General features: G+C 64.2%; 13 protein-coding genes. All 13 read right to left on the bottom strand.

The annotated features are described in order from the left end of the window. Positions 1–40: 40 nt before the first annotated feature. The 13 genes from K8374_RS16145 to fliN all read right to left on the bottom strand — a co-directional run bounded on the left by K8374_RS16145 (position 41) and on the right by fliN (position 12,715). Positions 41–2,269: a chemotaxis protein CheA gene (locus K8374_RS16145; protein ID WP_224456382.1), complete on the bottom strand. Its 2,229-nt coding sequence runs from the start codon at positions 2,267–2,269 to the stop codon at positions 41–43. Positions 2,270–2,281: 12 nt separating this feature from the next. After that, the gene (locus tag K8374_RS16150) at positions 2,282–3,070 is read right to left on the bottom strand and encodes a protein phosphatase CheZ (RefSeq protein ID WP_084858216.1); all 789 of its coding nucleotides are present in this window, start codon (positions 3,068–3,070) and stop codon (positions 2,282–2,284) included. A gap of 18 nt (positions 3,071–3,088) precedes the next feature. After that, entirely contained in the window at positions 3,089–3,463 is a 375-nt protein-coding gene (locus K8374_RS16155; protein WP_011534888.1) for a chemotaxis response regulator CheY, read from the bottom strand. Between the two features lie 105 nt (positions 3,464–3,568). Next, complete coding sequence (gene fliA / locus K8374_RS16160; protein WP_084858217.1) at positions 3,569–4,309, bottom strand: RNA polymerase sigma factor FliA; 741 nt, start codon at positions 4,307–4,309, stop codon at positions 3,569–3,571. Next, positions 4,306–5,139 (bottom strand): flagellar synthesis regulator FleN, encoded by an 834-nt coding sequence (gene fleN, locus K8374_RS16165; RefSeq protein WP_224456383.1) that lies wholly within the window; start codon positions 5,137–5,139, stop codon positions 4,306–4,308. Before fleN ends, fliA begins: the two co-directional genes overlap by 4 nt. Before the next feature lie 88 nt (positions 5,140–5,227). Further along, entirely contained in the window at positions 5,228–6,538 is a 1,311-nt protein-coding gene (gene flhF, locus K8374_RS16170) for a flagellar biosynthesis protein FlhF (RefSeq protein WP_224456384.1), read from the bottom strand. Positions 6,539–6,549: 11 nt separating this feature from the next. Beyond that, a complete protein-coding gene (flhA, locus tag K8374_RS16175) occupies positions 6,550–8,679 on the bottom strand; it encodes a flagellar biosynthesis protein FlhA (RefSeq protein WP_084858220.1) in 2,130 nt (709 codons plus the stop codon). Positions 8,680–8,816: 137 nt separating this feature from the next. Continuing rightward, positions 8,817–9,959, bottom strand: a complete 1,143-nt coding sequence (flhB, locus tag K8374_RS16180) for a flagellar biosynthesis protein FlhB (RefSeq protein ID WP_224456385.1) — start codon at positions 9,957–9,959, stop codon at positions 8,817–8,819. A 2-nt stretch (positions 9,960–9,961) separates the two neighbouring features. Beyond that, on the bottom strand, positions 9,962–10,738 hold the full coding sequence (fliR, locus tag K8374_RS16185; protein ID WP_084858222.1) for a flagellar biosynthetic protein FliR: 777 nt from the start codon (positions 10,736–10,738) through the stop codon (positions 9,962–9,964). Between the two features lie 7 nt (positions 10,739–10,745). Next, positions 10,746–11,015, bottom strand: a complete 270-nt coding sequence (gene fliQ / locus K8374_RS16190; RefSeq protein ID WP_224456386.1) for a flagellar biosynthesis protein FliQ — start codon at positions 11,013–11,015, stop codon at positions 10,746–10,748. Positions 11,016–11,036: 21 nt separating this feature from the next. Then, positions 11,037–11,804, bottom strand: coding sequence for a flagellar type III secretion system pore protein FliP (fliP, locus tag K8374_RS16195; protein WP_224456387.1), 768 nt, complete (start codon positions 11,802–11,804; stop codon positions 11,037–11,039). Next, on the bottom strand, positions 11,804–12,238 hold the full coding sequence (gene fliO, locus K8374_RS16200) for a flagellar biosynthetic protein FliO (protein ID WP_224456388.1): 435 nt from the start codon (positions 12,236–12,238) through the stop codon (positions 11,804–11,806). Before fliO ends, fliP begins: the two co-directional genes overlap by 1 nt. 12 nt (positions 12,239–12,250) lie before the next feature. Beyond that, positions 12,251–12,715 carry a flagellar motor switch protein FliN gene (gene fliN / locus K8374_RS16205; RefSeq protein WP_084858327.1) on the bottom strand — a complete coding sequence of 155 codons (465 nt, stop codon included), beginning with the start codon at positions 12,713–12,715 and terminating at the stop codon, positions 12,251–12,253. Between the last annotated feature and the right edge of the window lie 34 nt (positions 12,716–12,749).

Here is a 12,749-nt window from a genome sequence, read left to right on the forward strand (position 1 = left end):
CTCCATTAGGCGGCGCCACCGCCAGGGTGCGCCACCGAAATCAATAACGCCGCGCGGCGTAACGCTTGAGCATGCTCGGTACGTCGAGGATCAACGCAATGCGACCGTCGCCGGTGATGGTCGCACCAGACATGCCCGGGGTGCCCTGAAGCATCTTGCCCAGCGGCTTGATCACCACTTCCTCCTGCCCCACCAGCTGGTCGACGACGAAGCCGATGCGCTGGGTGCCGACCGAGAGGATCACCACATGGCCCTCCCGTTGCTCCTCGTGCACCTGGTCCTGGACCAGCCAGCGCTTGAGGTAGAACAGCGGCAGCGCCTTGTCGCGCACGATCACCACCTCCTGACCGTCGACCACATTGGTGCGCGACAGGTCCAGGTGGAAGATCTCGTTGACGTTGACCAGCGGGAAGGCGAACGCCTGGTTGCCCAGCATCACCATCAGGGTCGGCATGATCGCCAGGGTCAGCGGCACCTTGATGACGATCTTCGAGCCCTGGCCCTTGGCCGAGAAGATATTGATCGAGCCGTTGAGCTGGGCGATCTTGGTCTTGACCACATCCATGCCCACGCCACGGCCGGACACGTCGGAGATCTCGGTCTTGGTGGAGAAGCCGGGGGCGAAGATCAGGTTGTAGCAGTCCGACTCGCTCAGGCGCTCGGCGGCGTCCTTGTCCATCAGGCCCTTTTCCACGGCCTTGGCGCGCAGTACGTTCGGGTCCATGCCCTTGCCGTCATCGGAGATCGACAACAGGATATGGTCGCCCTCCTGCTCGGCGGACAACACCACATGGCCGGTACGCGCCTTGCCGGAGGCTTCGCGCTCGTCGGGCATCTCGATACCATGGTCGACGGCATTGCGCACCAAGTGCACCAGCGGGTCGGCCAAGGCTTCGACGAGGTTCTTGTCCAGGTCGGTCTCTTCACCGACCAGCTCCAGGTTGATTTCCTTCTTGAGCTGGCGGGCCAGGTCGCGGACCAGGCGAGGGAAGCGGCCGAAGACTTTCTTGATCGGCTGCATGCGGGTCTTCATGACCGCGGTCTGCAGGTCGGCGGTGACCACGTCGAGGTTGGAGACGGCCTTGGACATGGCCTCGTCGCCGCTGTTCAGGCCCAGGCGCACCAGGCGGTTACGCACCAGCACCAGTTCGCCGACCATGTTCATGATCTCGTCCAGGCGCGCGGTATCGACCCGCACAGTGGTTTCCGCCTCGCTGGCCACAGGCTTGTCGCCAGCCGGTGCCACAGCGCGTGCCGGGGCCGCGGGCTTGGCAGCGGCTGGCTTGGCGGCTGGGGCAGGCTCGGGTTTGGCGACCGGCTTGCTATCGGCCTTCGGTGCGGCGCTGGCGGCAGCGGGCGCGACAGGCGCCTGGGTGGCCAGCGCATCGCTGGAGAACTTGCCCTTGCCGTGCAACTGGTCCAACAGGGCTTCGAATTCGTTGTCGGTGATGTGCTCGCCGCCCGCCTCGGTTGGTGCTGCCGGGGCGTCAGGTGCGGCCGCACTCGCCAGCGCATCGGCGGCGAAGGTGCCCTTGCCATGCAGTTGATCGAGCAGCGCTTCGAATTCGTCGTCGGTGATTTCGTCGGATGCCGCAGGCGCCGAGGTGCTGGTCGCCGGTGTGGCGGCCACGACTTCAGGAGAGAACTGGCCCTTGCCGTGCAGTTGGTCGAGCAACGATTCGAATTCGGCATCGGTGATCTCGTCACCCTCGCCGCCCACGACCTCGCCTTGCATCTGCTCGGCGGCCTGGGCCTTGACCGCATCGAGGGAGTCGAGCAGCTGCTCGAATTCGCTGTCGGTGATGTCCGGCTCGACCGCCGGCGCTTCGGCCTCGGCCGCCACCGGCGCCTCGACGGCGGGCGCAGCGCTGTCGGCACCGGCAGGCTCGGCCAGGCGCGACAGCGCCGCCAGCAGCTCCGGCGTGGCCGGGGTGATGTCGCTGCGCTCGCGCACCTGGCCGAACATGCTGTTGACGGTATCCAGCGCTTCGAGGACCACGTCCATCAGTTCCGCATCGACCCGGCGCTCACCTTTGCGCAGGATGTCGAACACGTTCTCGGCGATATGGCAGCACTCCACCAGCTCGTTGAGCTGAAGGAAACCGGCGCCCCCTTTTACAGTGTGAAAACCGCGGAAGATCGCGTTGAGCAAGTCGGCATCTTCGGGTCGGCTTTCCAGCTCGACCAGCTGCTCGGACAATTGCTCGAGGATTTCGCCGGCCTCTACCAGGAAATCCTGGAGGATTTCTTCATCGGCGCCGAAGCTCATTGAACGTGCTCCTTAAAAACCCAGGCTGGACAGCAAATCGTCGACGTCGTCCTGACCGGACACGACATCTTCACGCTTATCGGCATGAATCTGCGGACCTTCACCCCGAGTCGGATGTTTTTCTTGATCTTTTTCAGCGCGCAGTTGCTGGTGGTCGTGTTCGATACCGGCAAAACGGTCCACTTGGCTGGCCATCAGCACCAACTTGAGCAGGTTGCTCTCCACCTCGGTGACCAGCGCGGTCACGCGCTTGATCACTTGGCCGGTCAGGTCCTGATAGTCCTGGGCCAGGAGAATGTCGTTGAGGTGACCGGCAACCTTGCGGTTACCCTCGACGCTGTGCGTCAGGAAACTGTCGACGCGCTTGACCAGCTCGCGAAACTCAGGCGCTGCGACTTCCCGGCGCATGAAGCGCTGCCAGTCGGCGCTCAAGCTCTGGGCCTCGGCCGCCAGGTCGTTGAGCACCGGCGTGCCGGCCTCGACCAGGTCCATGGTCCGGTTGGCCGCGCCCTCGGTCAGCTTGACCACGTAGGACAGGCGCTCGGTGGCATCGGTGATCTGCGAGACTTCCTCGGCCTGCGGCATGCGCGGGTCGATCTGGAAGCTGACGATTGCACTGTGCAGCTCGCGGGTGAGCTTGCCGACTTCCTGGTACAGGCCACGGTCACGGGTCTGGTTCAGCTGGTGGATCAGCTGCACCGCCTCGCCGAACCGGCCGCGCTCGAGGCTCTCGACCAGTTCCTGGGCATGTTTCTTCAGGGTCGTCTCGAACTCCCCGAGCGATGTATTCATTTGCTCCATGGCGCCCCCTGACGTGACTCAGCCGTTGACGCGTTCGAAGATCTTTTCGATCTTTTCCTTGAGCACCTGAGCCGTGAAAGGCTTGACCACGTAGCCGTTGACCCCAGCCTGGGCGGCTTCGATGATCTGGTCACGCTTGGCTTCAGCGGTGACCATCAGCACCGGCATGCCCTTGAGACGGTCATGGGCGCGGACCTTGCGCAGCAGGTCGATGCCGGACATGCCAGGCATGTTCCAGTCGGTCACAAGGAAGTCGTAATGGCCGTTTTCCAGCATCGGCAGCGCCGTGGTGCCGTCGTCGGCTTCTTCGGTGTTGGTGAAGCCGAGATCACGCAACAGGTTCTTGATGATCCGCCGCATCGTCGAGAAGTCGTCAACGATGAGGATTTTCATGTCTTTGTTCAATTAGACCTCCAAGCAGTCTTTAACGCGCCCGGCCCCCCGGGCGCGCGTTCAATCAATTCGGTACAACGTGCAACGACTGCAGCGAACCCTGGCTCAACGCGCCCGCCATTCTCCCAGGCGGCTGCGCAGGCGCGCCGCGCACTGGCTATGCAACTGGCTGACGCGCGACTCGCTGACCCCAAGCACCTCACCGATTTCCTTGAGGTTCAGCTCCTCGTCGTAGTACAGCGCCAGGACCAAGCGTTCGCGTTCCGGCAGGTTGGCGATCGCTTCGGCCAGGGCGGCCTGGAAGCGCTCGTCCTCCAGGTCCCGCGCCGGCTCCAGCTGGCCGCTGGCACCATCCTCGTGCAGCCCTTCGTGCTCGCCGTCCTGCAGCAGGTCGTCGAAGCTGAACAGGCGGCTGCCCAGGGTGTCGTTCAAGATCCCGTAATAATCATCGAGACTCAATTGGAGTTCGGCAGCAACTTCATGATCTTTAGCGTCACGACCGGTTCTGGCTTCAACGGCACGGATCGCATCGCTGACCATGCGGGTATTGCGGTGTACCGAACGCGGCGCCCAATCGCCCTTGCGCACTTCGTCGAGCATGGCGCCACGGATGCGGATACCGGCGTAGGTCTCGAAGCTGGCGCCCTTGCTGGCGTCGTACTTGTTGGCCACTTCCAGCAGGCCGATCATGCCCGCCTGGATCAGGTCCTCGACCTGCACATTGGCCGGCAGGCGTGCCAGCAGGTGATAGGCGATGCGCTTGACCAGCGGGGCATAACGCTCGACCAGTTCATACTGGGCATCGCGTGCCGCCCTGCTGTACATCTTGTAACCACTCGCATTCATAGTACCGGCCCTGCGCTGGTAGGTTGCACCAGGCGCTCGACGAAGAACTCAAGGTGCCCGCGCGGATTGGCAGGCAGCGGCCAGCTGTCGACCTTCTGCGCGATGGCCTTGAAGGCCAGCGCACACTTGGACCGAGGGAAGGCCTCGTAGACCGCCCGCTGCTTCTGCACCGCCTTGCGCACGCATTCGTCGTAAGGCACGGCACCGACGTATTGTAGGGCGACGTCCAGGAACCGATCCGTGACCTTGGTCAACTTGGCAAACAGGTTGCGCCCCTCCTGCGGGCTCTGCGCCATGTTGGCCAGGACGCGGAAGCGATTCATGCCGTAGTCGCGGTTGAGCAGTTTGATCAGCGCATAGGCATCGGTGATCGAAGTCGGCTCGTCGCACACCACCAGCAACACTTCCTGGGCGGCACGGACGAAACTGACCACCGAATCGCCGATGCCTGCGGCGGTGTCGATCACCAGCACATCGAGGTTGTCACCGATCTCGCTGAACGCCTGGATCAGGCCGGCATGCTGCGCTGGCGCCAGGTGCACCATGCTCTGGGTACCGGAGGCCGCAGGCACGATCCGGACACCGCCAGGCCCCTGCAGCAACACATCGCGCAGTTCGCAGCGCCCCTCGATGACATCGGCCAGGGTGCGCTTGGGCGATAGGCCCAGCAGGACGTCGACGTTCGCAAGACCGAGGTCGGCGTCCAGCAGCATGACCCGCCGCCCCAGGTCAGCCAGGGCCAGGGACAGGTTCACTGAAACGTTGGTCTTGCCGACGCCGCCTTTACCGCCGGTCACGGCGATCACCTGTACGGGATGCATGCTACCCATGTTTGTTCTTTACCTTGTCTCGGGGCCCAGGCCACACACGGGGTTGGCAAGCGCCCCTTTCGTGTAGGTACTTTGCGATGTCCATTCGTCAACCCACACGCTTGCCGGGGTTGTGGTAGAGATCAGCGAACATGTCGGCCATTGCCTCTTCGCTGGGCTCGTCCTGCAGCTGCACACTGACCGCACGACTGACCAACTGGTGCTTGCGCGGCAAGTGCAGGTCGTCAGGAATGCGCGGCCCATCGGTCAGATAGGCCACCGGCAATTCATGACTGATGGCAAGGCTCAGTACTTCACCGAGGCTGGCCGTTTCATCAAGCTTGGTCAGGATGCACCCGGCCAGGCCACAGCGCTTGTAGCTGTGGTATGCGGCGGTGAGCACCTGCTTCTGGCTGGTGGTCGCCAGCACCAGGTAGTTCTTGGCGGCGATGCCGCGCCCGGCGAGGGTCTCCAGCTGCATGCGCAGGGCCGGGTCGCTGGCCTGCAGGCCGGCGGTGTCGATCAGCACCACGCGCTTGCGCAGCAGTGGCTCCAGGGCCTGGGCCAGGGATTGGCCGGGGTCGACGTAGGTCACCGGTACATTGAGAATCCTGCCCAGGGTCTTGAGCTGCTCCTGGGCACCGATGCGGAAGCTGTCCATGCTCACCAACGCCAGCTGCTGGGCGCCATACTTGAGCACGTAGCGTGCGGCGAGCTTGGCCAGGGTGGTGGTCTTGCCCATGCCGGCCGGGCCGACCATGGCGATCACCCCGCCCTCCTCGATCGGTTCCACCTCGGGCACCTGGATCATCCGCGCCAGGTGCGCCAGGACCATGCGCCAAGCCTGGCGAGGCTCTTCGATCTCGCCGGTCAGCTCGAGCACTTCGCGGGCGATGGGGCCCGACAGACCGATGCGCTGCAGGCGGCGCCAGAGGTTGGCCTGCTGCGGCTTGTTGCCCTGCAACTGGCCCCAGGCCAGGGAGCCGAGCTGCACTTCGAGCAGCTCGCGCAGGCCCGAGAGCTCCGAACGCATGGCGTCGAACAGGCGTGGGTCGACCGGTGTCGGGGCAGGCACGGCAGCCGGGGCCGGCGCATCGACATGGGGTTCGACCAACGGCTCGGACGCGGTCAGCGAGAGGCCGGCGAACAATTGCCGGTTGCCTTCGTCACCTTCGTGGCGGCTGCTCAGCTCGGCCTGTGCCGTGGCAATGCGCGACTGGGTCTTGCGCAGCTCGTCCTCGAGCTCGATGTTCGGCACCCGCGGAGCCAGGGCGGACAGCTTGTAGTCCAGCGCGGCCGTCAACTCGACACCGCCGGCGATGCGCCGGTTGCCGATGATGGCGGCGTCGGCGCCCAGCTCATCCCGGACCAGCTTCATGGCCTGACGCATATCGGCGGCGAAAAAACGCTTAACTTGCATAACCCACTACCTCAGCCATTGGGGCCCACGGTGGCAACGATGGTGACTTGCTTGTTGTCAGGTATTTCCTGATACGCCAGAACATGCAAATTCGGTACAGCCAGGCGGCCGAATCGCGACAGCATGGCGCGGATCGGGCCGGCGACCAGGAGGATGGCCGGCAGGCCCTGCATCTCCTGGCGCTGGGCCGCCTCGATCAACGAGCGCTGCAGCTTCTCGGCCATGCTCGGCTCCAGGAGGACACCGTCTTCCTGGCCTTGCCCGGCCCTTTGCAGACTATTGAGCAAGATCTGTTCCAACCTTGGTTCCAGGGTGATCACAGGCAGCTCCGACTCAACGCCGACAATGCTTTGCACGATGGCACGACACAATCCGACGCGCACTGCCGCGACCAGCGCGGCGGTATCTTGACTCTTGCCCGCATTGTTGGCGATCGCCTCGGCGATACTGCGGATGTCACGCACCGGAACCTGCTCGGACAGCAACGCCTGCAGGACCTTGAGCAAGCCCGACAAGGAAATGACACCCGGCACCAGTTCTTCAGCAAGTTTAGGCGAACCCTTGGCCAGCACCTGCAACAATTGCTGGACCTCTTCATGGCCGATCAGTTCATGGCAATGCTTCTGCAGGATCTGGTTGAGGTGGGTGGCCACCACGGTACTGGCATCGACCACCGTGTAGCCCAGCGACTGCGCCTGGGCACGCTGGCCGACGTCGATCCATACCGCCTCCAGGCCGAACGCCGGGTCTCGTGCGGCGATGCCGTTGAGCGTCCCGAACACCTGCCCCGGGTTGATGGCCAGCTCACGGTCCGGGTAGATCTCGGCTTCGGCGAGGATCACCCCCATCAACGTCAGACGGTAGGCACTGGGCTGCAGGTCGAGGTTGTCGCGGATGTGCACGGTGGGCATGAGGAAGCCCAGGTCCTGGGACAGCTTCTTGCGCACACCCTTGATCCGCGCCAGCAACTGCCCACCCTGGTTGCGATCGACCAGCGGGATCAGGCGGTAGCCCACTTCCAGGCCGATCATGTCGATGGGGGTCACGTCATCCCAACCCAGTTCCTTGGTTTCCAGGGCGCGTTGCGGCGAGGGCAGCAGGTCCTGCTGGCGCTGCGCTTCTTCCTGGGCCTTGAGCTTGGCCTGCTGCTGCTTGCGCCAGACCAGGTAGGCGCCGCCAGCGGCCAACCCGCCAAGGCCGAGGAAGGCGATGTGCGGCATGCCCGGGACTAGACCCATGACGATCATCAACGCTGCCGATACAGCCAGGGCCTTGGGCGAATCGAACATCTGCCGGTTGATCAGCTTGCCCATGTCCTCGGAGCTGGAGGCACGGGTGACCATGATCGCGGCGGCGGTGGACAGCAGCAGCGACGGCAGCTGCGCCACCAAACCGTCACCGATGGTCAGCAGGGCGTACACCTTGCCGGCCTCGCCGGCGGGCATGCCATGCTGCAGCATGCCGATGAGCATGCCGCCGATGAGGTTGATGAACAGGATCAGCAGGCCAGCGATGGCGTCCCCGCGCACGAATTTGCTGGCACCGTCCATGGAGCCGTAGAACTCGGCTTCCTGGGCGACCTCGGCACGGCGGGCCTTGGCCTGGCCCTGGTCGATGAGGCCGGCGTTGAGGTCGGCATCGATGGCCATCTGCTTGCCGGGCATGGCGTCGAGGGTGAAGCGCGCGCTGACCTCGGAGATACGGCCGGCGCCCTTGGTCACCACGACGAAGTTGATGATCATCAGGATGGCGAAGACCACGGCACCGACAACGTAGTTGCCACCGATCACCACCTCACCGAAGGCCTGGATCACCTTGCCCGCGGCCTGGTGGCCTTCGTGGCCGTGGAGCATGACCACGCGGGTGGAGGCGACGTTCAGCGCCAGGCGCAACAGCGTGGCCACCAGCAGGATGGTAGGAAACGCGGCGAAGTCCAGCGGGCGCAAGGCGTAGACGCACACCAGCAGGACCACGATCGACAGGGCGATGTTGAAGGTGAAGAAGACGTCGAGCAGGAAAGGTGGGATGGGCAACATCATCATTGCCATCATCACCAACAGCAACAGCGGCACACCGATGTTGCCCCGGCCGAGGCCGGCCAGGTTGTTTCGGGCGCTGTTGATGAGCTGGGTGCGATCCACCGGGAGTCCTCTATGAAGCAAAACTTTGACGCGATTGGGCGGTTTGGCGGTGGCTTTGCAAGAAGCTTTCCAACTTTGGGTTTAAGACGGCAGGGTTTGTCTTGAGGTAGGCGGCGCCTGTGAAGGTCAGAGCCGCCTCAGTTATCCCGCCGCAGATCGGGCGGAATCGGCAGGTCAGGCTTGAGCGGCTCCGGCGCCTTGCCCTTGCCCGCCCGGTACTGGCGAATCTGGAACACGTAGGCCAGCACCTGCGCCACCGCCAGGTACAACCCCGCCGGGATCTCCTGCTCGAGTTCCGTCGAGTAGTAGATCGCCCGCGCCAAGGCCGGCGACTCGAGAATCTGCACCTTGTGCTCGACCCCGATCTCACGGATCTTCAAGGCGATGAAGTCGGTCCCCTTGGCCAGCAACAATGGCGCCGCCCCACCCTTCTCCGGGTCGTACTTGAGCGCTACGGCATAGTGCGTGGGGTTGGTGATGATCACATCGGCCTCCGGCACCGCCGCCATCATCCGCCGCTGCGACACTTCCCGCTGCAACTGGCGGATGCGCTGCTTGACCTCAGGCTTGCCCTCCGAGTCCTTGTACTCGTCACGCACTTCTTGCTTGGTCATCTTCAGCTTCTTGTGGGTCTGCCACAGCTGGAACGGCACATCCACCGCTGCGATCAACAGCAGCCCCGCCGCCATCCACAATGCACTCCAGCCCACCACCTGGGCACTGTGGATGATCGCCTGTTCCATCGGCTCCTTGGCGATCGCCAGCAACGCCTGGCGATCGTTGGCCAGCACCAGCAATGCCACCACGAGGATCACGAAGAACTTGGCCAGGGCCTTGAGCAGCTCGGTCAGCGAGTTCATCGAGAACATGCGCTTGATCCCCGAAAGCGGGTTCATGCGGCTGAACTTCGGCTGCAACAGGGTCCCGGAGAACAGGAACCCGCCCAGGGCAACCGGCGCGATGAGGGCGATCACGAACAACAGGATCAGGACCGGCTGAACGGCCCAGATCGCCATCTTGCCCGAGGTGAGCAGGAACACGCCCATGGCGCTTTCATCCACCAGCACTTCGCGGGGCAGGCTGAAGTTCAGGCGCATCAGGTCCAGCAGTGTCTCCCCCAGGTAGCCGCCGAACGCCAACAGCCCGCCGGCGCCGCCCAGGGTCACCGCCACGGTGTTGAGCTCCTTGGAGCGGGCGATCTCGCCTTTCTCGCGCGCATCGCGCTTGCGCTTGTCCGTGGGTTCTTCTGTCTTGTCCTGACCGCTTTCGCTCTCTGCCATGTTCAGCGCGCCCGTGCCAGTTCACGCAGCCATTGCAGCGCTTCGCTGGCCAATGCCTGGTAATGGGAAAGGACATCGGCGAGGCCGACCCAGAAGATGCCCATGCCCAGCACCAGGGTCAGCGGGAAGCCGATGGAGAAGATGTTCAGTTGCGGCGCCGCCCGGGTCATCACGCCGAAGGCGATGTTGACCACCAGCAGCGCGGTGATCGCTGGCAGGATCAGCAACAGCCCGGCGCCGAATACCCAGCCCAGGCGCCCGGCCATTTCCCAGAAGTGATTGACCACCAGGGCGTTGCCCACTGGCAGGGTGGTGAAGCTTTCGGTCAGCACCTCGAACACCACCAGGTGGCCATTCATCACCAGGAACAGGATGCTCACCAGCATGGTCATGAACTGGCTGATCACCGCCACGTTGACGCCGTTGGCCGGGTCGACCATGGACGCGAAGGCCATGCCCATCTGCACCGCGACGATCTGCCCGGCCACCACGAAGGCCTGGAACAGCAACTGCAGCGCAAAGCCGAATAACGCACCGACGATGATCTGCTCCCCACACAGCAGCACGCCACGCAGGCTCAGCGGGTCGATCTCGGGCAACGGCGGCAGGCCTGGGACGATCACCACCGTGATCGCCAGGGCCACGTACAGGCGAATGCGCATCGGCAGCATGCGCGTGCCGAAGATCGGCATGGTCATCAACACCGCGGCCACCCTGAACAGCGGCAGGATGAAGGTGGCGACCCAGGTGCCGATCTGCGTGTCGGTCAGCTCCAGCATGGGGGCCTCAACCGATCAGCTGCGGGATGCTGGTGTACAGGCCAATGAAGTACTCCATGAACTTCTGCACCAGCCAGGGCCCGACGACGATCAGCGTCACCAGCATCACCAGCAGGCGCGGCAGAAAGCTCAGGGTCTGTTCGTTGATCTGCGTGGCGGCCTGGAACATCGCCACCACCAGGCCGACCAACAGGCTTGGCACCACCAGTACCGCGACCATCAGAGTGGTCAGCCAGAGGGCATCGCGAAACAGGTCTACGGCCACTTCAGGTGTCATGCAAGGCTCTCCTTGGCGGCGTCACACGCCACCGAAACTGCCGGCCAGGGTGCCCATGATCAGCGCCCAGCCATCGACCAGCACGAACAGCATGATCTTGAACGGCAACGAGATGATCAGCGGCGACAGCATCATCATGCCCATGGCCATCAGTACGCTGGCCACCACCATGTCGATGATCAGGAACGGGATGAAGATCATGAAGCCGATCTGGAATGCGGTCTTGAGCTCCGAGGTGACGAACGCCGGCACCAGGATGGTCAGCGGCGCCTGGTCGGGACTGGCGATGTCGGTGCGCTTGGACAGGCGCACGAACAGGTCCAGGTCGCTCTGCCGGGTCTGCGCCAGCATGAAGTCCTTCAACGGCCCCTGGGCCTTGTCGATCGCCTGCTGGGCCGTCAGCTGTTCGTTCAGGTAGGGCTGCAGGGCATCCTGGTTCACCCGGTCGAACACCGGCGCCATGATGAACAGCGTCAGGAACAACGCCATGCCGGTGAGCACCTGGTTCGAAGGCGTCTGCTGCAGGCCCAACGCCTGGCGCAGGATGGAGAAGACGATGATGATGCGGGTGAAGCTGGTCATCAGGATGACGAACGCCGGGATGAAGCTCAGCGCCGTCATGATCAGCAGGATCTGCAGGCTGACCGAATATTCCTGCTGCCCGTCCGGCCCGCTGGAGAGGGTAATGGCCGGTACCGACAACGGGTCGGCGGCCACCGCCAAAGGCGCAGCCAGCAGCAGCGCGAGCGGCAACAAGGTGCTCAACAGGATGCGCAGGGCGCCACTCATCACGTCTTGTCCTTCTGGTCCTTGCCCATCAGCTCGAGCAACCGCTGGGCGAACTCCGGCGTGGCCGGGCGGGCGCCGGCGGGCACCTCCACAGGCTCTGCCAGCACATGCAACGCCTCGATGCTGCCGGGGGTATGGCCGATGAGGATCTGCTCCTTGCCCACCTGCACCAACAGCAGGCGGTCACGCGGGCCGATGGCGCGGCTGCCGACGATCTCGATGACCTGGGTGCCGCGGGGCGCTGCGCCCTGCATGCGGCGCAGCAGCCAGGCGAGGAAGAAGATCAGGCCGACCACCAGCAACAGGCCGAAGACCATCTGCGCCAGCTGCCCTCCCAGGCTGCCGGGGCTGGCCGGCGTCGGCGCGCCCGCCTGGGCCGCCGCGATCACCGCCTCGCTGGCCAGCAACGTACCGAGGGCCGTCAGGCCCCGCATCGCGCCCTTCACTCAGCGCAGCTTCTTGATGCGTTCGCTGGGGCTGATCACGTCGGTCAGGCGGATGCCGAACTTCTCGTTGACCACCACCACTTCGCCATGGGCGATCAGGGTGCCGTTGACCAGTACGTCCAGCGGCTCGCCGGCCAGGCGGTCGAGTTCGATCACCGACCCCTGGTTGAGCTGCAGCAGGTTGCGGATGCTGATCTCGGTGCTGCCCACTTCCATGGAGATGTTCACCGGGATATCCAGGATCACGTCCAGGTTCGGCCCTTCGAGGCTGACGTTGTCGCTGGGCCGCGGGGAGCTGGCGAATTCTTCCATGGGCAGGCGACCCGCGCCCGGCTTGCCGCTGTCGGCCGCCAGCAGCGCGTCGATGTCGGCCTGGCCGGCGTTGCCGGTTTCCTGCAGGGCAGCCGCCCACTCATCGGCCAGGGCCTGTTCCTCCGGGGAGGTGATCTCGTTTTCGTTAGCCATGATGTCCTCGACAGGCATTCAATTCGGAAATAGC

This window comes from Pseudomonas sp. p1(2021b) (assembly GCF_020151015.1).
GTDB lineage: Bacteria > Pseudomonadota > Gammaproteobacteria > Pseudomonadales > Pseudomonadaceae > Aquipseudomonas > Aquipseudomonas putida_K.